Origin of the sequence: Endozoicomonas montiporae CL-33, from assembly GCF_001583435.1 — a bacterium.
GTDB classification, from domain to species: Bacteria; Pseudomonadota; Gammaproteobacteria; order Pseudomonadales; family Endozoicomonadaceae; genus Endozoicomonas_A; species Endozoicomonas_A montiporae.
On sequence record NZ_CP013251.1, the window covers coordinates 4,829,484 to 4,853,575 of the forward strand.

The window sequence follows — 24,092 nt, forward strand, 5'->3', positions numbered from 1 at the left end:
GTCTTCATTAAACGTTTAAAAATGCCGGTAAGCGGCGGCGGACAGGGGCAGTCCTGTTGAAGCATCATAAATACCTGCTGTATCCATGATACGACCAATACAGGTTACGGAACATTCTGCCCGAATCTCTTCAGGCAATGCCAGTGTTTTCTCGGCAGGCCAGGTAAAACAGAGTTCATAGTCATCACCGCCGCCAAGCGCATAACCCTGTGCCTTTGACAGCCCCGCAACACTGAGCAACTGTGGCGAAAGCGGCAATTGTTCAAGGTTCAGTTCAGCGCCAACCCCGCTGGCTTTAAGGATATGTCCAAGATCACCCAGCAGGCCATCCGAGATATCCAGTGCAGCTGTCGCACCATGGGTTGCCAGCCACTGCCCAAGCTTTACTCTGGGTGAAGGCTTATAGTAACGCTCAAGCAGATAGCTTACCGAGTCATCGTCGCAACGGTGAGGATAGAGTCCTTCCAGCACAGCAGGCAACGCACCTGCCGCATCACCAAGGCTTCCACTGACGTATACCAAGTCACCCGCAGAGGCTCCGCTTCGCAAAAGCGCCTGCCCGGTTGGCACCAACCCCTGTACCTGAATAGAAATCGTCAGCGGCCCACGGGTGGTATCACCACCAATCAAAGCCAGACCGGAAGGCTGTGCCAGTGCCACCAGGCCGTCAGAAAAAGCCTGCAGCCAGTCACTGTCGGATTCAGGCAGGGTCAAACCCAGTGTAAAGCTGTGAGGTTCTGCCCCCATGGCAGCAAGGTCACTGATGTTTGTTGCCAGCGCTCGATAACCCAGCAGGAAAGGATCGCACTGTTCAGGAAAGTGGACACCCGACACCAGAGTGTCCAGCGATTGAGCCAGTTGCCTGCCCTGAGGCACTGACAACAGGGCGCAGTCGTCACCAATACCCAGAACATCAGACCGCGAAGGTTGCAGTTCCGGGCGATCAAAGAAATGTCGGATTAACTCGAATTCTCCCACTGACATTCCTGCACTCCCTGTCAATCAGGCTGGATAAGCAGAACGCCCACCAGCCTTCATATGAAAACAATCGCTTAACCCAAAAGGCTAACCGATCACTGCCATGAAATAATTATTATGAAGATAAGCGAATTAACGCTTGCGATGACTGCGAACTTCGTCCGCTCTGACGCGAGGCGCCAGCTTGTCGAGAATGCCGTTGATGTAGCGGTGAGAATCCTGAGCACCAAAACGCTTAACCAGCTCAATCGCTTCGTTGATAACCACACGGTAAGGCACATCCATACGATGCATCAGCTCGTAGCAACCAATACGCAGGGCAGCCACTTCCACCGGGTCCAGCTGGCTGATCGGACGATCCAGCAGCGGGTTCATGGTGTCATCCAGCGTGCTCATTTCACGTGGAATGCCGTGCAGCAGAGTGTGGAAATAGCCATCATCCACCTTGCTGAAATCATTGTCAGCACGAAACTGCATTTCAATGTCAGTCAGGGACGATTTGGACATCTGCCACTGGTACAAAGCCTGCAACGCCAGCTGACGGGCACGACGACGTTCGGACGGCTTAGGGCGCTGAGCGTCCTTACGCCCAGCCTCCTGATTCAGAGAAGTCAATTCAGACCTCCAGCTTTTTCATCAGAGACACCATTTCAAAAGCAGCCATGGCAGCTTCTTCACCTTTATTGCCCGCCTTGGTGCCAGAACGCTCAATCGCCTGTTCAATGGTGTCAACGGTCAGAACGCCAAAGCTCACCGGAATTTCATATTCCAGATTCACGTGAGACAGACCTTTCACACATTCGTTGGCAACAAATTCAAAGTGCGGAGTGCCACCACGGATCACTGCACCCAGAGCAACGATCGCATCGTATTGGCCGGACTTGGCCACTTTTTTGACCGCCAGCGGAATTTCAACCGCACCCGGGCAGCGCACAACCGTGATATCTTCTTCCGGAATGCCGTGGCGAGTCAGGCTGTCCACCGCACCGCTCAGCAGGCTTTCTACAACAAAAGAATTCCAGCGGCCAACCACGATGGCGTATTTTCCGCCATTTGGTTCCAGAGTGCCTTCAATGGTTTTTAAAGACATTTAATTTCCTCTCAATAAACCTGCAAGGACATCTAGGAGGCTGTCCGAGAATAGTCTGCCCTACTGCGGTCGTAGTAAATTGGTCTAAAAATCCGATTTTGTTCGTCAAATAGCTCGCTATTCTTCTCTCAAAACCGTATTTTTATCCTCAATTTTCTACGATCCTCGCTACGGGCGCTATTCCCGGACAGCCTCCTAGCCTTCACAGGGAATATATTCGACAATTTCCAGATCAAAACCGGACAGAGCACCAAACTTCACCGGAGAACTCAGCAGGCGCATTTTACCTACGCCCAGTTCACGCAAAATCTGGGAACCGGTACCAATGGTCCGATAAGCACCCGACATACCAACCCCTGTACGACCTTCACTGAAGCGACTCAGGGCAGTACCCAGATCCAGCTTGTGCTCGTTATCCAGAAGAACGATAACACCTTGGGATTCCTGAGCGATTTTGGCCATTGCCTTGTTCAGGGACCAGCTGCTGGCGCCTTCACCGGGGTGGGCAGACAGAAGATCGCGGAACGGCTCCATCGCGTGTACCCGAACCATCACCGGCGTATCGGGAGTAATATAGCCCTTGCTCAGTGCCAGGTGGGTATTTCCGCTGATCGTGTCTTTGTAGACCGTCATATCGAACTGGCCAAAATCGGTGTCCAGCTTGCGCTTCTCAACCTGTTCAACCGTTTTTTCGTTCATGATCCGGTAGTGGATCAGATCAGCAATGGTACCCATCTTCAGATCATGCTTTTCAGCAAAGAGTTCCAGATCCGGACGACGGGACATGGAACCATCTTCATTCATGATCTCGATAATCGCTGCAGCCGGTGTTACTCCAGCCAGACGAGCCAGGTCACAACCTGCTTCGGTATGACCGGCACGACTCAGAACACCACCCGGGCGGGCACGCAGCGGGAAGATGTGTCCCGGCTGAACAATATCTTCCGGGCGGGACAAAGAGTCTACGGCAACACGAATGGTACGCGCGCGGTCATGGGCCGAAATACCGGTGGTTACCCCTTCTGCTGCCTCGATAGACACCGTAAAAGGTGTGCCATAACCGGACTGATTGTCGTCCGAGCTGACCATCGGAGGCAATCCGAGAAAGTCGCAGCGTTCGCCGGTCAGGGTCAGGCACAGAAGCCCTCTGGCCTCACGGGTCATAAAGTTAACGATCTCAGGAGTGATTTTTTCAGCGGCAATAATCAGGTCGCCTTCATTTTCACGATCTTCGTCATCCATCAGGATCACGGGCTTACCGAGACGAATGTCTTCGATAATCTCTTCGATGGAATTTAACTGCATATCACCCCCGGAAAAAGATTAAGCCGGAAGAAGGTTCCGGCTTACAAAACGCCTTCATTCTAACGGTTTACGAACATTAACAGAAGACAACGACCCGCGTTAACGCATAAAACCGTGTTGTGCCAGAAAACCTTCCGTCAGGTTGGATGCCGGTTCAGCGTTCTCTTCTTTCAGAGAAGGGTCCAGCAAACGTTCCAGATAACGAGCCAGTACATCCACTTCAAGGTTGATACGACTTCCGGGGCGGTAATGGGTAATCACCGTTTCCTGCTGGGTATGGGGCACAATATTCAGGGAAAACCGGCAACCATCGACCCTGTTAACGGTCAGGCTGACACCATCTACTGTGATAGAGCCCTTGTGGGCAATGTAACGTGCCAGTGCTTTTGGCGCTTCCAGCCAGTACACCCAGGATCGGGCAGCGGATTCTACCGAAACCACACGTCCGACGCCATCCACATGACCACTGACCAGATGACCGCCCAGACGGGTGGTCGGTGTCAGGGCTTTTTCAAGGTTTAAAGGGCTGCCAACCGGCAGCTCGTCCAATGTGGTGTACTCCAGTGTTTCCAGTGACACATCGGCGACATAGCCAGAGCCTGTCAGTTCCACCACTGTTAAACACACACCATTGGTGGCAATACTGTCACCCAGTTGCACATCGGACAGGTCGAGCTTGCCGGAATCGATGGTCAGGCGCAGGTCGCCCTGACGCTTTTCAACCGACTGCAAACGTCCAACCGCTTCAATAATTCCGGTAAACACTACTTACTCCTTAATCATTGTTTGGAAAGGCGGTGATTTTCCAGTCATTACCCACCGCACGAATATCGGTAATGTTCAGGTTCAGCTTTTCTGCCATGGTGGCAAATGGCATGTCCATGAGGGGGCGAGCCGAAGAACCCATCAGCACCGGTGCCATAAACACGACCAGTTCATCCACCAGCCCCTGTTCCATCATGGCACCCGCCAGTGTCGCACCGGTTTCCAACAAAACATCATTGATGTCTTTTGTGATCAGAATTTCCAGCATTTGTTCCAGATTGATGCGTCCATCATGAGAATCAAGCATCAACACCTCTGCCCCGGCTTCTTCCAGTGCCCTTTTACGGGCTTTATCAGCCTGCACCGAACAGAAAATCATTACCTGTCCGGGACCCGTGATCACTTTGGCATCAACCGGCGTTCTAAGGCTGGAATCCAGTACCACCCTTAATGGCTGATTCTGAACCAGAGCTTCCGCTTCCGGCAGGTTGAGTTCATTTTCTCTGAGGGTCAGAGATGAATTGTCATGCAGAATCGAACCAACACCGGTGACAATCGCACCGCTCAGGGCTCGCAGACTCTGAACTTCACTGCGGGCCTGTGGCCCGGTAATCCACTGGGATTCACCACTGGCCATTGCCGTTCGGCCATCAAGGCTCATGGCCAGCTTGGCACGAACATAGGGGCGACCGGTTTGCATTCGCTTGATAAAGCCCGGATTCAAAGTCCTGACTTCGGCCTCCATAACCCCCACGCGGGTTACGACTCCTTTTTCTTCCAGCATGCGGATACCACGACCAGCCACCTGTGGGTTAGGGTCCTGCATACCCACGACAACCTCGGCAACACCTGCCTTAATCAAGGCTTCAGCACAAGGCGGTGTTCGCCCGAAGTGGCTGCAGGGCTCCAGAGTGACATAAGCTGTCGCCCCTTTTGCCTGACTGCCTGCCATGGCCAGGGCATGAACTTCAGCATGGGGCTCACCTGCACGCTCATGATAGCCTTCACCCACGACCTGATCGCCCTGCACAATAACGCAGCCAACACTGGGGTTGGGGCGGGTGGTATAACGTCCTTTTCGAGCCAGTTCAATAGCCCGGGACATATTCTGGTGATCAGAAGCAGAGGCCATGGTTTACTCCGGCATACAGGGTTGGAAAACGGCTTATGATAACGCCTGAAGGGAATGTTCTCGACTCTTTGAACCCATTGAACAAGAGTATTCGCTCAAGCATAGATTCAACCGGTGTATTTAAACAATCAAAGGCGCTAGGAGCCTGTCGGACTTAGCCGACCGTAGCGAGAAAAAGACCGGTTTGAGACAGTTTTGACGATCATTTGAGGCGAATAGCGAGCTATTCAACGAAAAGGATCGTCAAAAATGGCCAAATCCGGCTTTTTCGCAGTAGGTCAGTGGTAAGTCCGACAGGCTCCTAGGAGGCTGTCCGAGAATAGCGCCCGTAGCGAGGATCGTAGAAAATTGAGGATAAAAATTCGGTTTTGAGAGGAGAATAGCGAGCTATTTGACGAACAAAATCGGATTTTTAGACCAATTTACTACGACCGCACGACGGCATGGATGCCGGAGCTAGGGCAACGCAGGAGCAGTTGCCGGTAGGGCAGACTATTCTCGGACAGCCTCCTCGGTTCCAATATCATTAATACCGGACTAGTGTTGTCTGTTTGTGGACTGGTGTTATCTGTTTGTGGACTGATGGCTCCACTGGTGTTCAGTCGTCGTATACTTTCCCGTGAACTGCCTATGTTCTGATAAAAAAAGAGATGAACGGTGAAATGGCTCTGACGCTTTCAGGATTTAAAAGTGGTTTGATTTTGGCCGCGTTTGTTGCCTATATGTTCACTATAGCTATAACTTTTTAAAACAATACTGTCTTCAAAGAAGAAATTGAACCTTGTGGTCAACAAAGTTTCAACTCTGCTCGGAACTTAAAAAACACTATTCAGGGGTTTGAATAAACCCCTCAAAGAATGTTTAAGGTGCTTCAGTTTTTTGACCGTTCAACCGTTTCCAGTTTTTCAATTTCTTCACGGAATTCATTGAGGTCTTTGAAATGGCGATAGACAGAGGCAAAACGGATATAAGCAATTTCATCCAGTTGTTGCAGCTCGCGCATCACTTCTTCGCCCAGCACCAGAGACTTTACTTCACGTTCACCGGTTGCACGCAGCCGGTGTTTTATACGACTAATGGCTTCTTCCAGCTGCTCGACACTGACTGGTCGTTTTTCCAGCGCGCGAGCCATACCTGCCCTCAGTTTGTCTTCATGGAAAGGCTCTCTGGAGCCGTCCCGCTTTACCAGGCGGGGAATCAGTAGCTCAGCGGTTTCATACGTTGTGAAACGTTCAGAGCAGGTCAGACATTCACGACGACGACGAATCTGGTTACCATCAGCCACCAGTCTCGAATCGATAACTTTAGTGTCTTGTGCACTACAAAATGGACAATGCATTGTCAGAACTGACTCAATAATTATTGATTCAGTCATCATAAACCGATGCTGACCAAATACAAGCACCAGCCATAAGGCGTAAAACTTAACGTTCCACTTTTACCCGATATGAAAAAACGCCGGAGATTAATCCGACGTTTTCATTACACGGTTCAAAGAGTCATTAACATTAACTATAAACCGGCAGACGACGACAGATTTCCAGCACCTTGGCTTTTACTTCGTTTTCAACCTGCTCATTGCCGATATTTTCCAGAACGTCACAAATCCAGCCAGCCAGATCAGCAGCATCGGTTTCATTGAAACCGCGTCGTGTAATTGCCGGAGTACCAATTCGCAGACCACTGGTAATAAACGGCGAGCGCGGATCATTTGGAACCGCGTTTTTGTTCACCGTAATATTGGCACGACCCAGAGCTTCTTCTGCATCCTTACCGGTGTACTCTTTACCGATCAGATCCATCAGGAACAGGTGATCGTCGGTACCACCGGAAACAATGCTAATACCGCGTTCCTGCATCACTGCGGTCATTGCCTGAGCGTTTTTAACCACCTGCTGCTGATAGGTTTTAAACTCGTCCGCCATGGCTTCTTTAAAGCAGACCGCTTTGGCTGCAATTACATGACACAGGGGACCACCCTGAGATTCAGGGAATACAGCAAAGTTCAGCTTTTTGTTCAGCTCTTCATCGTCATTCGCCAGAATCAGACCACCGCGAGGGCCGCCCAGAGTTTTGTGTGTAGTGGTAGTGACCACGTCAGCGATACCAACGGGAGAAGGGTACACGCCTGCCGCAATCAGACCTGCCACATGGGCCATGTCTACAAACAGGTAAGCACCTACCTTGTCAGCAATCGTGCGAAAGCGCTGCCAGTCAACAACACGGGAGTATGCAGAGAAGCCGGCAACAATCATTTTTGGCCGATGTTCTTCTGCCAGACGTTCTACTTCGTCGTAATCAATTTCACCGGTTTCAGCGTTCAGACCATACTGGATCGCGTCATAAATACGACCAGAGAAGCTGACTTTAGCGCCGTGAGTCAGGTGACCACCATGGGCCAGACTCATACCCAGTACTTTTTCGCCCGGCTTGACCAGAGCCATATAAACGGCAGCATTTGCCTGAGAACCGGAGTGCGGCTGTACGTTTGCATAGCCCGCACCAAACAGAGCTTTAGCGCGATCAATCGCCAGCTGCTCGGCAACATCGACATGTTCGCACCCACCGTAGTAACGCTTGCCCGGATAACCTTCGGCGTACTTGTTGGTAAGGGCAGACCCCTGAGCTTCCATCACCATCGGGCTGGTGTAGTTTTCAGAGGCAATCAGTTCGATGTGCTCTTCCTGACGGAGGGTTTCTGCATCAATCGCGGCTTTGAGTTCCGGGTCGAACTCGGCTATGGACATGTCCTTTTTGAACATCTAAAACCTCTGTGTTGCCTGTCTTCGTAGAAGATCGCCTATTCTAATACAGAACCAGAGTGGTCTGCATGAAAATCCGGATAAGAACAGGCAATTTTACCGGTTAATGGTCTCACCTGACATAGACAAACAATGTTTACGAATATTACAGGTCATTGGTTTACTTAAAACGCTTGACGATAGCTAAAAATCAAAGCGTCACTGCCACTTTTCTTACCCGAGGTTCCGGTGTATTCCAGACCAATCATTTTATCAAGGTCGGCTCCGAACTGACGATTAACCCCAAGGCTGTAATACAGAGCAGTATCCCTGCTTTCTGCTTTTGGCGTCTTTGCCCACATGGAGGAACTGCTTTTTTCTCTTTTCTCCCAACCATGGGTTTTCTGAACACCCAGTTTGAACATCACATCCGTCGGCTGACTTAAATCAGGAAACACATAGCCAACTCCGGTACCTAACCGTGTGGTTAAACCTTTATGCTTTGACTCGGTCACAGAATGTCGAAGGTCATCACTTTTCTCGGTGTGCTTCTCTATGGTGCCAAGACGATAACCCGCGTAAGCTTCCGGAATCAGGCTTAACCCCATCGCCCAGTGATCCAGGGGAATACGGTAACTGGCCTGCAGATGAGCAGCCCATTCAGAGCCTTTTGGTGAGGCTTTCCAGCGATTACTCAGCAGGTCACGTCGTTGCGTATCCAGAGACACCCAGCCATAAGTCAGCATGGAATCAATGGTCAGACGATCGTTACTCCATGAAGCAAATGGACCCACCCGATAGATCCGGGCGTCAGAATCCATACTCCCCGAACCGCCAAAATCAGCCTCCATTCGCACCTTCTGCAAGCCCAGCATGCCGCCCAGCAAAAAACCGTTATCCATAAAACGGAACGCACCAAACTCGGCACCTTCACCTTTATATTTCTGCTTCAGCCCTGCTTCAGGTTCCCAATGCCCCCGAAAAACATAAGCCTGTCCGTAAACATACCAGTGATTATTCTCCAGACCGGTAAACAATCCTTGAGAATTATTGATGTCCGCTACCATCGGAGCATCATCACCAAGCTCAACGCCTTCTTTGAGCAATTCATTCATACGCCTGATCTGGGTGACCGATTTTGTATGGTTTCTCCAGAATTCATCCGCGGTTCGTGTCAGATAACCCTGACCACGGATAAAGTTCGGGTCAATCTGCTTGCCAACCTTGCCAGCGCGACACTCGGCAGCAACATCTTCTACCGCTTTCAGCATGGTATCGTAGCTGCTGTCATCCAGGGTGACTTTTAGACCTTTGGGTGGCTGCTGGTGATTTTTCAGGCTGTAGTATCGAGCAACGACCAGATCATGCAGGCGCGGTGAGTCCTGTTTTGCATAAGCCTTATAATCCCTGATGGCCTGATCGTAGGCGGACTTGAGATTATTCTGCCTGACCGAATCCAGCTTGCCGGAATTAAACGGGACTCGGGACTGAAATGACTCATCCGTTATTGAAGAAGGGATCAAGCCTTTGTATCGACCTTCATGTTCATTTCTACTGTGCTTGTGAGATTCTGTGCGCTCAATGCTGACACCTTTGGGGGTTACTTTCACCCCGGTGCCACTACTTCTACTTCCACCTCCACCGCCGCCGGAACCGCAGCCATGAAGTAAAGCCACGACCAAAACTGCAGTCAGCCACTGAATATTTATTCGAGTCTTCATAACTCTACAACCCGTTATTTAATTCTTGAAGATACCTCCCGTGCAATATGCAGCAGAAGAAAATGAACGGTGAAATATAGACGATAATTTATGAATGTGTATTCAGTCGCCCGGACAGGCAGCAATTTTCTCCTTAATCCGCTTCCCAGACATTGCCAAGGTAATACCGTTACAGTATCTTCGCCCGGTTAAATCCACTGGATACAGAGACACCTTTCCATGGCACAGTACGTATACACCATGAACCGGGTGAGCAAGGTTGTTCCCCCTAAACGTCAGATCCTCAAAGATATTTCCCTGTCCTTCTTCCCGGGTGCCAAAATCGGTGTTCTGGGTCTGAATGGTGCAGGTAAATCGACCCTGCTGCGCATCATGGCGGGTGTTGATAAAGAGTTCGACGGTGAAGCCCGTCCGCAGCCGGATCTGAACGTTGGTTACCTGCCACAGGAACCCGAGCTGGACCCGAACAAGACCGTGCGCGAAGTGGTTGAAGAAGCGCTGGGCGAGATTAAAGAAGCCCAGGAAAAGCTGGAAGCCGTTTACGCAGCCTATGCCGAGCCGGACGCTGACTTTGATGCGCTGGCTGCCGAACAGGCCAAGTTTGAAAACATCATTCAGGCGGCTGATGCCCATAACCTGGAACGTAAACTGGAAGTCGCTGCCGATGCCCTGCGACTGCCTGAGTGGGACGCCAACGTTGCCAACCTGTCTGGTGGTGAACGTCGTCGTGTAGCCCTTTGCCGGCTGTTGCTCTCCAGCCCGGAAATGCTGCTGCTGGACGAGCCAACCAACCACCTGGACGCCGAATCCGTTGCCTGGCTGGAACGCTTTCTGGTGGAATACCCGGGTACTGTTGTTGCCATCACTCACGACCGTTACTTCCTGGATAATGCTGCTGGCTGGATTCTGGAACTGGATCGTGGTGAAGGCATTCCTTACCAGGGTAACTACAGCTCCTGGCTGGAACAGAAAGAACAACGCCTGGAACAGGAACAAAAACAACAAGACGCTCGCCGTAAGGCAATGGAACACGAACTGGAATGGGTGCGCTCCAACGCCAAAGGTCGTCAATCCAAGTCCAAAGCGCGTCTGGCCCGTTTCGAAGAGATGCAGTCCCAGGACTTCCAGACTCGTAACGAAACCAATGAAATCTACATTCCACCCGGTCCACGTCTGGGTGACAAGGTGCTGGAATTCAATGGTGTGTCCAAAGGGTTCGATGGTCGCCTGCTGATTGACAATCTGAGCTTCAGCGTACCCAAGGGTGCCATTGTCGGCATCATTGGTGGTAACGGTGCCGGTAAATCCACCCTGTTCAAAATGATTGTCGGTGAAGAGCAGCCGGATTCCGGTTCCATCGAACACGGTGACACAGTGAAAATCTCCAACGTCCAGCAGCTGCGCGATGAACTGGACGACAGTAAAACTGTATGGGAAGCCATTTCTGACGGTCAGGACATTCTGAAGATCAACAACTACGAAGTCCCTTCCCGTGCTTACATTGGCCGTTTCAACTTCAAAGGCGGAGATCAGCAGAAGCGTGTGGGTGAACTGTCTGGTGGCGAACGTGGTCGCCTGCAGCTGGCCGCGACCCTGAAACACGGCGGTAACGTTTTGCTGCTGGACGAACCGTCCAACGACCTCGACGTAGAAACCCTCCGTGCACTGGAAGAAGCCATGCTGGCGTTCCCTGGTTGCGCCATGGTGATCTCACACGACCGCTGGTTCCTGGATCGTGTGGCAACGCACATTCTGGCGTACGAAGGTGATTCCAAGGTGACTTTCTTTGAAGGCAACTACACCGAGTACGAGGCGGATCGTAAAGAACGTCTGGGTGAAGAAGCTGCCGGACCGCACCGGATTAAATATAAGCGAATAGATGCTTGATTAATAAACATTAGCTCTGACTTTGAGCCTGATCGCTGGACGATTAAGGCTCATTTGGTTATTTTTTGGCTGAATAGTTTGAGTTTAAATCGATAAACTGCTCCCCAGAGCCTTCTCTGAGGAGCATAGTCTAATACCAATTCCACCTTCTGAGTAACTCACTCCTCAAGCCTTGTTATCACTGGATTTATATTTTGATCTTAAAGTACAAGGAAGAGCTTATTGGAACGCTAGTTACTCATAGATGTTTGGCCGCGTTCGGCCTGGGGGGCTAAATATGAATTGCGCAGCATTCCAGCCCACTGGCTCTGCGTCAGAACTCCTCGCAATACCCAAAAAAGGGCACAAGTAGCCAGCTATTACTCGTTGTTCTTCCTTGCCCAGCGATTTGGAATAGCTTGCTCATAGTCATATTTAGAAAACGGAACTGGTATAACACTTGGGACTATAGGTACTCAACTTGCTAACAGCAATTAGGCCTGAAAAAAGTTGCCGTTTTCGAGCCTGAGCCTCCTGCCTTTATAAACGACAGCTAACAGTCAAAATCAGGACATTCTTGCTTTTCCCTGCCTGCCTTTGGGTTTATAGTTTCTCCGCAGCCATGCAACATGCAATAAGGTAAAAATAATAACCATGATACCACTACAACAGACTCTGGCCACTATTGATTCCCTGCATGCCGAAGACCCGACAACTACCGCCGGAAAGCCCACTGAGCTGCTGTATGCCGAAAGGATGACCGGGTGGCTGAATCGCCTTGCTCCGGATGCTTCAGAAGAATTACAGATTGCCGTCAGAAGCCAGCATCTGTGCCGCTGGCAAATACCCCGTTCTGATTACCCCGCCGGACGAACAGGCTATCTGCAGTGGCGAAGTGAACTGGGCAAAATGCACGCAGAAACAGCAACGCAGGTGATGCAAAAGTATGGCTACGACAAAACCAGCCAGAAAAAAGCCTACAGCCTGATTCGAAAGTTAAACTTAAAACGAAATGAAGAGACACAAACACTGGAAGACTGCGCCTGCCTGGTATTTCTTGAGTTTGAATTTTCGGCATTTGCTATTAAGCACACAGAAGACAAGCTGATTTCTATTGTTCAGAAAACCTGGGGCAAGATGTCGGCTCAAGCCCAGCAGAAAGCTCTGGAGCTTAATTATGGTTCAAAGGAGCTGGCACTGGTTGGTAAGGCATTGAAGCCGGTTGAAGCCAGCTGATATTGGTCAGGTCAGACAACAGCGCACAATGCCAGCCTTGATACAATCTAAATCAGGGCTGGCCGGGTTTGTTTATTGGTAGTTCTCTTTCGGCAGGTAATTTTCTTTGTAATAGTCCCGACATTCCGACAAGCTCATGGTTCCGCAAATACTGCCATAAACGGCTGAGCTTGTGTATCTTATGGCCCTGTCAGTCCAGTTGTAATAATCCCTTCCGCATTTCCAGGCACCAGTGTCACCACAAACGCTGCTATAAACGACAGAAGAAGCGTACTGACCTGCTTCTTTTGCGTGACCAAGATAGCCGCTAACACATTGCCATACGTCGCTCTCACCGCAGGCATACTGATAGATAACATGCCTCAGTTTCTCATCAACATACATATAAGTTCCAAATGACGAAACAGCCAGCACGCCAAGTATTCTGTAAGCCTTGGCGTGAGCCCTTGCAGAAGACCTGGTCTGTTGCCACTCCTTTGACCAGCGATAGAACCTTTTCCATTTGTCATGGATCGGTTCATCCGAACGCTTCGGCTTCAATTTGATTTTCTGTCTGCTTTCAGCGTCGCCACCACGAAGAGTGAGATACTTATTAGAGCACGCATCATACCAAATATATGGATTTGTACTGCAATTCGGCCGTCGAACAGCTTTTCGCATTCTCCCGGCAACAATGGTTGGTTCATCTTCATCAACCGTGTTTTCCAGAAACTCAATTGGTAGCAGTCCATATCCCGGAGCAATAACAAATCGCAAAGTTTCATTCTCAATAGCCTCTACAATCAGAGCGTCAAGGACCCCAGGTTCCAGCTCTAAATCCACTTGATTGGAAACCAGTTCCAGCAACCCATCGTTATTAATCACACGAATAATCCTGATATTTTTTTCGTGGCTGGCATCAATCACAGTCATAGACTCGCCAGTAGCAATGGATAAGAGAATGGCTGTTTCTAAACTTCCAAACTGGTTTAATTCTTGTCTGACATCATTCAGCAGCTCATCCACCTTAGCCCAGAGTGCTTTTTCTCCACTGTTCTGATAAACCTCGTGAAAGGTATTGATTGCCGTCAGAATAATGGACTCACATCCGAGCTCATTCATTTTCTTAAGAACTGACCGTAAATAAGGCATTCGTTGAAGGTCACTCAGAATACCACGCAAAGCTTCAGCCAAATAATAACTCACTGCTGCAGCCTGGGTATAAGGACTACGCCGCTGCTCTTTTTTAAGCCAGTAAAAACGAGACTTCACGTTTGGCGTAGCAGCAAAATCGTTCGAAATGCTAGCCATGCGTTCACTGTTATGACGTGTTAAAGAAGCTGCAATAGACAGGGGATGACAGGATTCCGCACCTTCCAGCCGCTGACATTTGATGATTTTATAACCCTTTGAGTTGAGTATATTTTGCAGCCCGACAGGCATTGTGGTTTGACTGTCTGTGGCTGCGAAAGACAGACAAGTCCAACTAATCAATAAGACAAAAGCCGGCCAATGCATAATGTACTCCTGAATCACAATAGGATAGTTGGCTTTCTCTGACCGTTTATTCGATCATTAGTTCCTTATCTTTGAAAAAGACGTCTATAGAACGGATATAAACGAATTGCCGCTACCAGACTAGACTGATCAGAAAAGGGGGCTACATTCAGACTCAGCCGTTAATCTTTAAATAAACCAAGGTACACAGAAGCCTGAATACGGAGTCTGTCCGACCTTATCTGAGTCTGAGCGAGGACGGGTCATGTATAACAATAGCCTCTGTCTCTTTTTCCAGAAGCCTGTCCGAGAATAGTCTGTCCTACTGTGTGTGGTCGTAGTAATACCAATTCCACCTTCTAAACATGAATTGCGCAGCCATTCTGAATCACGGGAGCGGCGTTGGAACTCCTCGCAATAACCAAAGGGCACAAGTAGCTGGCTATTACTCATCGTTCCGCCTTTATGCCCTTCAGACTCAGAATGACTTGCTCATGGTCATATTTAGAAAGCGGAATTGGTATTACAAACACGCAAACGGAATGCTTTACGCATTCCCGCCTTATCCCTGCCCGCATTGGGCGAGGGTTTACGGCGATTTTGGTAACAACCCGGGGCCGGAAAACACATTAAGTTGTCATGCTTGAATGGGTATCTGCAGCTAATATGAACGGGCGTAAATCATTTCGTTGCGTCCCCGGCGACACCAAGGAGCACTGAAAATGGCATCTCAAGCCCAGTCAGCCATGCTTGAAACCGTCAAAACCCGTCAGGGGTTTATTGCGGCACTGGATCAAAGTGGAGGAAGCACACCAAAAGCGTTAAGCCTGTACGGTATCGACCAGAGTTCGTACAACAACGACGAAGAAATGTTTAAAAAGGTGCATGAAATGCGCACCCGCATTATCACCAGCCCTGCCTTTGACGGCAAGCGCATACTGGGTGCGATTCTGTTTGAAAATACGCTGGATCGTGACATTGAAGGTCTGTCTTCGTCTCGCTTTCTGTGGCAGAAAAAACAGATTCTGCCTTTTTTAAAAGTCGATAAAGGTTTGGCTGACGAGCAAAACGATGTTCAGCAAATGAAACCCATGCCGGGTCTTGATGAACTGTTGGCAAAAGCCAATGCTCAGGATGTGTTTGGTACCAAGATGCGCTCAGTGGTGAAACGGGCGAATAAAGCAGGCATTGAAGCGGTGGTTGATCAGCAGTTTCAGGTGGGCAAACAAATTCTGGCCGCAGGTCTGATGCCGATCATTGAGCCGGAAGTGGATATTAACAGTCCCGACAAGGCTGAAGCCGAGACCCTGCTGCGCAGCGCCATTCTGCAACAGCTGGACGCGCTGCCAGAAAGCCAGCAGGTCATGCTTAAGCTCACTCTGCCCAGCGAGACCAACTTCTACAAACCCTGCGTCGATCATCCGCGTGTTTTAAAAGTGGTCGCCCTGTCCGGAGGCTACAGCCGTAACGATGCAAACCATAAACTCAGTCAAAACCACGGAATGATTGCCAGCTTCTCGCGCGCCCTGACTAATGGTTTGCAGGCACAGCAAAGCGATGCAGACTTCAACTCGATGCTCGACGCGACCATTGAAAGCATTTATCAGGCATCAATCACCTGATACCTGAGCGTTCCGGTGGCAGAAATTCTGAGGGTCAAAGAGCAGGTTGTACACCAAACTGCTTTTGCAGTCCCTCGCACTGTTTCTGCCGATCCGGAATGTTTCGACACCGGGCGATAAATCCCTGACTGTAGGCATCCTGTTCTACGAAGTGTGCCACCTCTTTATCATCACGCCATTGATACAGGAAATCGAACAGCTGTTGTTCAGATTCAATGGCGTTAAATCTTTTCTTGTCCTTAAGGTAATTACACAAAACCGGCCTGTAGGTAATAGTTGGATCAAAACGTTCCAGTGCATCCCGAACCGTATTGAGGTGTCGGTCACGATCGTCAATCAGCATTACCTGTTCGGGCACTGGCAACACTTTTTCATTGATCAGGGCAGTGAGCACCTCTCCTTTTTTATTCCCCTGCCCTGCCATCACTACACCGTGTTCAACAATAAAATGTCTATCTTCCGGCAGTGCAATCAGGCGTTCAGCACCGGTATCCGAAAAAGTAATGCCCACTTCTTTTAACTGTGACCGGGTTACATCAGCCACGGGCATTCCCCTGGCTGTCATGCCTATTACCAGCACATTCTGGCTATTCAGCTGTTGAATGACCTCTGGCAGGATGCTGTCGGTGAGCTGCACGGGCACGCGACTGTAAACGAAAGACAGAAGAGGGTCGATGTCATTCACAATCTCCTGCCTTGTCCGGTCAGGTGAGCGACGCTGTTCTTTGTCCACCAGACGGTAAAACATCTCTGAACGGCCCAGCCACTGCCCTTCAGGCGTGGTGATCGTTGTATCGTCCAGGTCAAGAATAACCAGTGAACCTTTTTTCAACGTGCCATTAGCCAGTTTCTGCTGAAGAAACTGGCCCGGTTTTGCGGTGGTTTCCTGCTGAACGGTTTTCTGCCCGGCAGGGGAGGCCGACGCCTGATGAGTGTTTATGATCAAAGCCATAAACCAGATAGCGACCAGCCAACGTATAAATTTATCGATTTTCGACACCGGTTAAACCCTTACAACTTTGAGCAACAAACGCCCAAAAATAGCACATTGACGATTTCATACTGCAAAGACACCGCATTACCCCTTACAATGCTGCGCGGAAGGTTAATCTGGAGAGGACAGTGATCAGCAAGCTGGACAACAAAACAACAAGCACCCTGTACCAAACATTTGCCGGGGCTGTGCAGTCAGCCGGTTTTCTGGGTGACATCGAGCTGGGGTACGCTGATCGCACTGTACTGGCTACTGACAACTCCATTTACCAGCTGTTGCCGGAAGGGGTTTTTTACCCGCGTTCAACCGGCGACCTGAGTCTTATTCTCACTCAGGCTGCCCGCCCCGAATTTCATCAGGTCGTGCTCTCCCCAAGAGGCGGAGGCACCGGCACCAACGGTCAGTCGCTGACCACCGGCTTTATGGTTGATACCAGTCGCTACATGAACAGAGTGCTGGAAATCAATGCCGAAGAGCGCTGGGCAAGGGTTCAGGCAGGTACTGTTAAAGACTACCTGAATGAACTGGCCGCAAAGGAAGGGTTGTTTTTTGCTCCCGAGCTGTCCACCAGCAACCGGGCCACCGTCGGCGGCATGGTCAACACCGATGCAAGCGGTCAGGGGTCTGTCGTCTATGGCAAGACCCGCCACCATGTTCTGGAACTGACCTCTGTACTGGCAGATGGCACAGTGTGGGCGTCGTCGGCCATGAACGACGACGAACTGAACGAGCTTTGTCTGCGTGACGACGCCATTGGCAAGATTCACCAGACAGTTCGACAGGCACACGACGACAACAAGCATCAGGTAGACGCAATATTCCCGAAGCTGAACCGCAATCTAACCGGTTATGACCTTGCCAATATTCGCAATGACAACGACGATTTTGACCTGAATGCGGTGCTGTGTGGTTCTGAAGGTACACTGGCCATGGTCAGCGAAATCAAGGTAAACCTGCTGCCCATTCCCAAAACATCAGCCCTCGTGCTGGTGTTTTACCAGAGTTTTCAGGAGTCCCTGCAGGATGCCCAGACCCTGATGACGGCAAAGCCCGGCTCCATTGAAACCATTGACTCCAGAGTACTGGGATTAGCCAAAGCGGACATTGTCTGGGAAAGCGTTAAAGAATTCTTCCCGGAAAACAGCGGTGCCATAGACGGTATTAATTTTGTTGAGTTCACCGGTGACAGTGAGGATGAATTAAACGATGGCATTGCCCGCCTGATCACCGAACTCAACAAGCAGTCCGACATTCAGCGTTGCGGTCATCAGATTGTGATGGGAACGGCTAACGTCAAAAAAATCTGGGCCATGCGCAAACAGTCGGTGGGATTGCTCGGCAATATGGAAGGCGACGCCCGTCCCATACCTTTTGTGGAAGACGTGGCGGTTCCTCCGGAAAATCTTGCTGCCTTTATTCAACAGTTCAGGGCCTTGCTGGATAAACATCAGTTGACGTATGGCATGTTTGGCCATGTGGATTCCGGCGTACTGCATGTGCGTCCGGCGATTGATATGAAAGACCCGCAACAGGCCATGCTGGTACGTTCTATCAGTGACGAGGTGGCACGGCTGGCACAATCTCACGGCGGTGTTCTCTGGGGAGAGCATGGCAAAGGCGTACGCTCCGAATACACACCGGCTTTCTTTGCCGAGCTGTACCCGGTTCTACAACAGATCAAAAGTGTTTTTGATCCACACAACCAGCTGAATCCCGGAAAAATCGCCACGCCAGCCAATGAGGAGCTGCTGAAAATTGATGGCGTTCAGACCCGTGGAGAGCTGGACAGCGCTATCGAGCGCGAAGCCTTTGAAGCCTTCACCAGCGGGCTGTATTGCAACGGCAACGGTGCCTGCTTCAACTACAACCCTGCCAGTGCCATGTGTCCAACCTGGAAAGCCACTTACGACCGCACCCAGTCACCCAAAGGCCGATCCGGACTGGTCAGGGAATGGTTAAGGCTACAAAGCGCAACCGGCACGAGCATTGCTGAAGAAATCCAAAACGTTCGGCAGGGCGGACTGTTTTACAATGCCATGGACAAAGCCCGTAATGCTGTAGACAAAATCCGGGGCAAGGAAGATTTCAGTCACGAAGTATACGAAGCCCTCGACAACTGTATGAGCTGTAAGTCCTGTGCCGGACAATGCCCGATACAGGTGAATATTCCGGATTTGCGTTCCCGTTTTTTTGAGCTGTACCACAGTCGTTACCCAAGGCCGCTCAAACATCATGTTGCCGGTCTGCTGGAGCCCATGCTGCCAGCACTGGCCAAAGTGAAACCTGTCTATAATTTCGCGGCCGGGTCACAGCTGATCAACTGGTTTGCCAGTAAAACCGTTGGACTGCAGGATCTTCCCGCCATTACCAGCACCTCGCCATTAAATGACAGTTGTCGTTCCGGTGCTTCGGTTGCAACCCCGCAACTGCTGAACTCTTTACCCGAAGAAGAGCGACAGCGAACCGTCATTATTGTGCAGGATGCCTTCACCAGTTTCTTTGAAACACCGGTACTGACGGAACTGGTAGAACTGTTGGTTCGGCTGGGTTATCGCCCGCTGGTCACACCCTATCAACCCAATGGCAAAGTGTTGCATGTATATGGCTATCTGGGACGTTTTGAAAAAGTAGCCCGCACTAATGGTTCAGAATTAAACCAACTCGCCGAGTCGGGTGTCAGCCTGATCGGCATTGACGCGGCCGTGGCTCTGACCTATCGGGATGAATATCGTGAAGCCATGGGAGACAACGCACCCGAAGTGCTTCTGCTGTCGGAATGGTTTGCCAGGGAAGCTGACAATATTGCCGCTCTGAACCTTGGTCTGGAAGGCGATTATATTCTTCTGGGGCACTGTACCGAAACCACGAATGTGCCTGCCGCCCCTGCACAATGGCAGGCATTCTATCGCGCCTGCGGCCTGACACTCACCTATCAGCCAACAGGTTGCTGTGGTATGGCGGGTATCTACGGTCACGAGACACGTAACCAGGCAGTTTCGCGCAAAGTCTACGAACTCAGCTGGCAGGAAGTGGTTGAAAAACCCGAGAATCAGGGTCGGATGGTCGCAACAGGTTATTCCTGCCGCAGTCAGGTTAAACGACTGAGTGACTATAGAATCCTGCACCCGGTACAAATGCTTTTGCAGGTAATAAAAGCCAATCATTAGACAATTGTCGTTTATATAAGTAGCACTAACCTATGATTAGTGCTACTTATATCATTGTGCTCAGCCTAAAAAATTCAGGCCAGCTCAACCCGCCTGCAGCTGAATCAGCAGTCCGTTCTTACGATCCAATGCGTCAGCCAGCGAGTATTGCGCCAGCACCTTGAAGAAAGCATCCATTGCCTGATTCATAATGTCTTTCAACTGACAGGACGAGCAGTCGCGACAGGCAATTTCTTCACACTCAACCAGTGTAATACTGGACTCCATGACTTTAACCACTTCACCAAGGTTAATGTCTTCAGGTTGCATACCCAGACGAAAGCCACCACCCTTGCCTCTGAATGTCTGCAAATAGCCAAGCTGCCCCAGCTTCTGCACGATTTTCATCACATGAGTGCGTGGCACTTCGAAGGCATCCGTCACTTCCTGAACCGACAGCAGGCGCTCTCCGGTTTCCATGGCAGAATAAACAAGAATACGAAGGGCAAAGTCGGTGTGTTTGGTCAATCTCATGATTTGATGGGAGGTATCTATAAATGTGCCATCTTTAATATCAGAGAAAAGGCCATGATGCACGCATTTAAGGTCATATGTCGTAAATTTGCTGCTATAAATAAGAATAAGATATGTTCTCATGCATCAATTTTTTTGACTGGACTGAATCGAAATAGATCCTTTGAAAATACGTCATTGGATGACTACCTCCTACAAGCCAAAGATTTCCGAGAGCTTTTCTAAAACCTGGTCTAGGATTGGAAAGAACAACTTCCGCATATAGCCGTTACGTTTGATTCCGAAATCAGCCCTCTCCATACACAGATACACATGCCCAAGACATTTAAAGAAAGGGAAAAAACGTGTATTCCCACAATAGCAGGCATCGCGTTGGCAGTAATGTTGTCATCTATACGGCCTTCCCTTGCTGGTCACATTGGAGAGGTTTTATTTCAGCGCGGGCACACGCCCACTATCGGAAGCAGAGAGAAAATATTTCAACCTCGCACAGCCGCTTTAGCTCCAAAGCTTTTCGTACAGGCTTTGATTCAAACACAAAACGTTCAACCCGAAGCAACCCCATGTAAACCAGAGGGTAAGAATCTGGCGTTGATTTTGGATGACTCATCCACGTCAAACAACACTGAACATGAGACACCATTCAAGCTGCTTACGTTCAATGAGTCACAGCATCAACCGTTCGAGATACTGACCATTCCTGCAAGCCTGCACCGGAAACCACTCGAATATCCTATTCTCCCTGACACTCGGCGTATCGTACCCAAAACACACGGTAAGCCTCCTCACCCCTGTAAGGCAAAACTGAGTAAATACACACGGCCTTACCCTGTTGAGGTTTACGAAGCCATCAAATGGCCAGTCATGAATGGTTATATCTGGCTTTTTTATGAAGCGGATGGTTCTCTATCGATCTATGCAGACCCTGATGAACCACCCGAATCCGTCACCATCCTCCAGGAACCCTTATTACCCGACTGCACGATCATGGCTCTTGCAAGCCATGACCGGATCACACTATTCAGCTATTGCGAAGCGCTGACCAGTCTGTCAGAGGCCAACAAACCCAGCACCATTCCGGAAAATCAACTGACCACCCTGACCCAGAATCCGGATGGCAGCTGGACGGTGACCATTCACCTGCCTGACGGCACGACAACCACGATGTCTGCAGAAGAGTACCAGCGTTTACGATCCATTTTCTGGGAGTCCATTATTGCTGCAGCCTTTGGTGAAACAGACGATTTCGTTTACGCCTCACACTGGAACTATTTCAGCAAACCCGTAAAACGCCGGATCAGAATTCCTCTCCAGCCAGTTAAAGTGAAAGGGGACAAACTGGATGGTCAGGAAGCTGTTGAGGGAAATGTCTATCCAGGAGACAAGTCATCCGGCCGAACACTTGGCGATGGTAGCCCGGCAGGTAGGGCAGGTAGCCCCCACCCCAAGCGGAAAACGAACCAAGCCCAAAAAAGTGGCAGTACTCAGGGGCAATCCGGTTCATCACCCGAACCATCTTTAGAACAGAAAAGTCCAAGCACGCCTTTCTGGACTGCTGATTTTTCAAGACAGGCCGCCAACAGTTCCAATAAAAGCCCAAACTTCAGAGTTATTGCAGAGTTTATCCGCGAAAATGATTTGACCGAGACCGTTCAGGAAGCTTCAGAAAGCATCCTTAGAGAAAATGCTCCGCATCTTCTTGGTGACAGCACACTGGGAGGCCTGTTGGCTGCTGTATTTTCTGTGAGTTGCTGGGCAGAGCTACTCTCGAAATCAGGTTTAGTCAATGATCAACAAGCATTGGACAGGTTATATGCCAAAAAAAGAAAAACCATGCGGCAAACGACTAAAGAAAACCAGCTCAGAGAAAAACCAAAACCCGTCCAACCCGGCTGGAACCACATGACACTTTCTTCTGTAAACGATCTGGCTAAAAGAATTGAATCCGAGGTTAAGTCAGATATTCCACCCATACCAATCAGTGATGCTGGAACACGGAGGGATTTCCAGCCAATAGAACTCGCTTTCCATGATGTAACCATGACTTCCGAAACCCTCGGAAGAAAGTACTTTGTTCTAAAATCCAGAGATAGCGACCATAGAATTGAAACCGCTTGTCAGGAACACGAAGCCTGTGATCCGGAACAGTTAAAACACCACGTTATCAAAGAGTCTCTTAAGTATCTTCACTATGATCAGCCTGCATCCAGCAAGTTTATCATGAAACTTTTTGCTCGCCTTCCAGAGATTCAGGCGTTGATTACAAAAGAACTCTCTTCAACCGCTGAACATGATGGAATCATTGAACGCGAGCAATTCATGAGCTGGCTCGAGTCTGGAGAAAAAAGGCGTAGTATTGTCGTCGATCCAGAGATCAGGTTTGGCCCTTTGCGCTTTACCCGTTTTAATGACTTTATCACGGTGGTTGAGTTTGATTTCAGTGTCCCCTCAGCAAGACGCATCCTGATGTTTGATGTGCCAGAGCACATTCACATACCATCAGAGGAAACAGTAGAACTATCCATTACTGGCCAGCTGCGCATTGCCATCAACACAAGCGATGACCAACCCACGATACACGGTGGTTCTCTGAATATTGACGGGCTTGCTATGACAGAAGAGGATATCAGGCAACAACGTGCAGAACTCTTAAATCTCTGGTATCAACGAGATAATCAGTTTGTTGATATCAATCTTCAAGTATTTATTACAACACTTGAAAAGTTTGAACAAGCAGAATTGAATCAGGCAACCGACATAGTTCAGGCAATGACCATCATTAGCTCTACAACACAAGTCCTGAATAAGCTACATGAACTCCAGGAACATCAGGATGAAATAGGAGCTGACCTGATTAAAAGTCTGATAGAAACTACCAGCAGCACGTTTAAGGATCAGTGGCGACAGATAAAAACTTATATAACGCAAACTATTGTCAATGATTCAATGATGATCGATACGACCTATAAAACAGTCGATGAATTGAGAAACGAAGGCACTCCGACTCGTTCTGAATCTTATAGAAAGCTTCTACCCTATTACCAATCCGTCCCCAATCACGCTCTTGAAATACTGAAAGAAAAACGCCCAACCTTAGAAAGCGTTAGTCAGATAACCGACGCAGTGCTTGGTATCATCCAAAACCGACAAACACTACGCACATTATCGGAAGACGCCAGAGTCACCGGTGGCGCCGTTGTACAAATAAAGCGTGAACCCTCCTTTCGTCTGGAGGGTGATGAAAACGACAGACTGACGGTACTTAATTTGTACGGCACTTTAGCAGAACGTCTGGCACTGCAAAGACTGGCCGAAAACTTCCAATGGCTGACCACTCAATACCCTGAACTGAAGCCCTTCAAGCAGCTGGGAACACAACACCAACGCGAGTCGCCACCAGATCTGGAACAACAGATAAGAAAGGCTCTGGAAAAGACCGACCAGCCACCTGAAGACCCACCAAAACCGGATTATCAACAGCCGTAG

17 protein-coding genes are annotated in these 24,092 nt (G+C 49.7%); 5 read left to right on the top strand and 12 right to left on the bottom strand.

What is annotated here, in order from left to right:
• Nucleotides 1–15: 15 nt before the first annotated feature.
• The 9 genes from thiL to EZMO1_RS22345 all read right to left on the bottom strand — a co-directional run bounded on the left by thiL (nt 16) and on the right by EZMO1_RS22345 (nt 9,732).
• On the bottom strand, nt 16–984 hold the full coding sequence (thiL, locus tag EZMO1_RS22305; protein WP_051790510.1) for a thiamine-phosphate kinase: 969 nt from the start codon (nt 982–984) through the stop codon (nt 16–18).
• 126 nt (nt 985–1,110) lie between these two features.
• Nucleotides 1,111–1,584 carry a transcription antitermination factor NusB gene (nusB, locus tag EZMO1_RS22310; protein ID WP_034878884.1) on the bottom strand — a complete coding sequence of 158 codons (474 nt, stop codon included), beginning with the start codon at nt 1,582–1,584 and terminating at the stop codon, nt 1,111–1,113.
• A gap of 10 nt (nt 1,585–1,594) precedes the next feature.
• Nucleotides 1,595–2,068: a 6,7-dimethyl-8-ribityllumazine synthase gene (gene ribH / locus EZMO1_RS22315; protein WP_034878483.1), complete on the bottom strand. Its 474-nt coding sequence runs from the start codon at nt 2,066–2,068 to the stop codon at nt 1,595–1,597.
• A 195-nt stretch (nt 2,069–2,263) separates the two neighbouring features.
• Entirely contained in the window at nt 2,264–3,373 is a 1,110-nt protein-coding gene (gene ribBA, locus EZMO1_RS22320) for a bifunctional 3,4-dihydroxy-2-butanone-4-phosphate synthase/GTP cyclohydrolase II (protein WP_034878485.1), read from the bottom strand.
• 99 nt (nt 3,374–3,472) lie between these two features.
• Nucleotides 3,473–4,138, bottom strand: a complete 666-nt coding sequence (locus EZMO1_RS22325) for a riboflavin synthase (protein ID WP_034878486.1) — start codon at nt 4,136–4,138, stop codon at nt 3,473–3,475.
• A gap of 10 nt (nt 4,139–4,148) precedes the next feature.
• Complete coding sequence (gene ribD / locus EZMO1_RS22330) at nt 4,149–5,270, bottom strand: bifunctional diaminohydroxyphosphoribosylaminopyrimidine deaminase/5-amino-6-(5-phosphoribosylamino)uracil reductase RibD (RefSeq protein WP_034878489.1); 1,122 nt, start codon at nt 5,268–5,270, stop codon at nt 4,149–4,151.
• Nucleotides 5,271–6,141: 871 nt separating this feature from the next.
• On the bottom strand, nt 6,142–6,609 hold the full coding sequence (nrdR, locus tag EZMO1_RS22335; protein WP_082212318.1) for a transcriptional regulator NrdR: 468 nt from the start codon (nt 6,607–6,609) through the stop codon (nt 6,142–6,144).
• A 169-nt stretch (nt 6,610–6,778) separates the two neighbouring features.
• On the bottom strand, nt 6,779–8,032 hold the full coding sequence (gene glyA, locus EZMO1_RS22340; protein ID WP_034878492.1) for a serine hydroxymethyltransferase: 1,254 nt from the start codon (nt 8,030–8,032) through the stop codon (nt 6,779–6,781).
• Nucleotides 8,033–8,196: 164 nt separating this feature from the next.
• On the bottom strand, nt 8,197–9,732 hold the full coding sequence (locus tag EZMO1_RS22345) for an autotransporter outer membrane beta-barrel domain-containing protein (protein ID WP_034878493.1): 1,536 nt from the start codon (nt 9,730–9,732) through the stop codon (nt 8,197–8,199).
• A gap of 219 nt (nt 9,733–9,951) precedes the next feature.
• Here EZMO1_RS22345 and ettA point away from each other — a divergent pair, with 219 nt between their 5' ends.
• Nucleotides 9,952–11,619: an energy-dependent translational throttle protein EttA gene (gene ettA, locus EZMO1_RS22350; protein WP_034878496.1), complete on the top strand. Its 1,668-nt coding sequence runs from the start codon at nt 9,952–9,954 to the stop codon at nt 11,617–11,619.
• A 633-nt stretch (nt 11,620–12,252) separates the two neighbouring features.
• Nucleotides 12,253–12,834: a DUF4202 domain-containing protein gene (locus EZMO1_RS22355; protein WP_034878500.1), complete on the top strand. Its 582-nt coding sequence runs from the start codon at nt 12,253–12,255 to the stop codon at nt 12,832–12,834.
• 72 nt (nt 12,835–12,906) lie between these two features.
• On the opposite strand, the gene EZMO1_RS22360 is transcribed toward EZMO1_RS22355, so the two are convergent.
• The gene (locus tag EZMO1_RS22360) at nt 12,907–14,256 is read right to left on the bottom strand and encodes a hypothetical protein (RefSeq protein ID WP_222842155.1); all 1,350 of its coding nucleotides are present in this window, start codon (nt 14,254–14,256) and stop codon (nt 12,907–12,909) included.
• 776 nt (nt 14,257–15,032) lie between these two features.
• Between EZMO1_RS22360 and EZMO1_RS22365 the strand changes: the two genes are divergently transcribed.
• Nucleotides 15,033–15,932: a fructose bisphosphate aldolase gene (locus EZMO1_RS22365; RefSeq protein ID WP_034878503.1), complete on the top strand. Its 900-nt coding sequence runs from the start codon at nt 15,033–15,035 to the stop codon at nt 15,930–15,932.
• A 34-nt stretch (nt 15,933–15,966) separates the two neighbouring features.
• Here the strand turns inward: EZMO1_RS22365 and EZMO1_RS22370 are convergent, their stop codons facing one another.
• The gene (locus EZMO1_RS22370) at nt 15,967–16,932 is read right to left on the bottom strand and encodes a DUF2608 domain-containing protein (protein ID WP_034878504.1); all 966 of its coding nucleotides are present in this window, start codon (nt 16,930–16,932) and stop codon (nt 15,967–15,969) included.
• A 122-nt stretch (nt 16,933–17,054) separates the two neighbouring features.
• Between EZMO1_RS22370 and ydiJ the strand changes: the two genes are divergently transcribed.
• Nucleotides 17,055–20,093 carry a D-2-hydroxyglutarate dehydrogenase YdiJ gene (ydiJ, locus tag EZMO1_RS22375; RefSeq protein WP_034878505.1) on the top strand — a complete coding sequence of 1,013 codons (3,039 nt, stop codon included), beginning with the start codon at nt 17,055–17,057 and terminating at the stop codon, nt 20,091–20,093.
• An 84-nt stretch (nt 20,094–20,177) separates the two neighbouring features.
• Here the strand turns inward: ydiJ and EZMO1_RS22380 are convergent, their stop codons facing one another.
• The gene (locus EZMO1_RS22380; RefSeq protein WP_034878506.1) at nt 20,178–20,606 is read right to left on the bottom strand and encodes an RrF2 family transcriptional regulator; all 429 of its coding nucleotides are present in this window, start codon (nt 20,604–20,606) and stop codon (nt 20,178–20,180) included.
• Between the two features lie 597 nt (nt 20,607–21,203).
• Between EZMO1_RS22380 and EZMO1_RS22385 the strand changes: the two genes are divergently transcribed.
• Nucleotides 21,204–24,092, top strand: a complete 2,889-nt coding sequence (locus EZMO1_RS22385) for a hypothetical protein (protein WP_145912703.1) — start codon at nt 21,204–21,206, stop codon at nt 24,090–24,092.

Excerpts from the sequence above, each read along its gene's own strand:
- EZMO1_RS22380 (WP_034878506.1), bottom strand. The coding sequence starts at position 20,606 with ATGAGATTGACCAAACACACCGACTTTGCCCTTCGTATTCTTGTTTAT.
- EZMO1_RS22355 (WP_034878500.1), top strand. The coding sequence starts at position 12,253 with ATGATACCACTACAACAGACTCTGGCCACTATTGATTCCCTGCATGCC.
- ettA (WP_034878496.1), top strand. The coding sequence starts at position 9,952 with ATGGCACAGTACGTATACACCATGAACCGGGTGAGCAAGGTTGTTCCC.
- ribH (WP_034878483.1), bottom strand. The coding sequence starts at position 2,068 with ATGTCTTTAAAAACCATTGAAGGCACTCTGGAACCAAATGGCGGAAAA.
- ribD (WP_034878489.1), bottom strand. The coding sequence starts at position 5,270 with ATGGCCTCTGCTTCTGATCACCAGAATATGTCCCGGGCTATTGAACTG.
- EZMO1_RS22360 (WP_222842155.1), bottom strand. The coding sequence starts at position 14,256 with ATGCCTGTCGGGCTGCAAAATATACTCAACTCAAAGGGTTATAAAATC.
- EZMO1_RS22365 (WP_034878503.1), top strand. The coding sequence starts at position 15,033 with ATGGCATCTCAAGCCCAGTCAGCCATGCTTGAAACCGTCAAAACCCGT.
- ribBA (WP_034878485.1), bottom strand. The coding sequence starts at position 3,373 with ATGCAGTTAAATTCCATCGAAGAGATTATCGAAGACATTCGTCTCGGT.
- thiL (WP_051790510.1), bottom strand. The coding sequence starts at position 984 with ATGTCAGTGGGAGAATTCGAGTTAATCCGACATTTCTTTGATCGCCCG.
- EZMO1_RS22345 (WP_034878493.1), bottom strand. The coding sequence starts at position 9,732 with ATGAAGACTCGAATAAATATTCAGTGGCTGACTGCAGTTTTGGTCGTG.
- nrdR (WP_082212318.1), bottom strand. The coding sequence starts at position 6,609 with ATGCATTGTCCATTTTGTAGTGCACAAGACACTAAAGTTATCGATTCG.
- glyA (WP_034878492.1), bottom strand. The coding sequence starts at position 8,032 with ATGTTCAAAAAGGACATGTCCATAGCCGAGTTCGACCCGGAACTCAAA.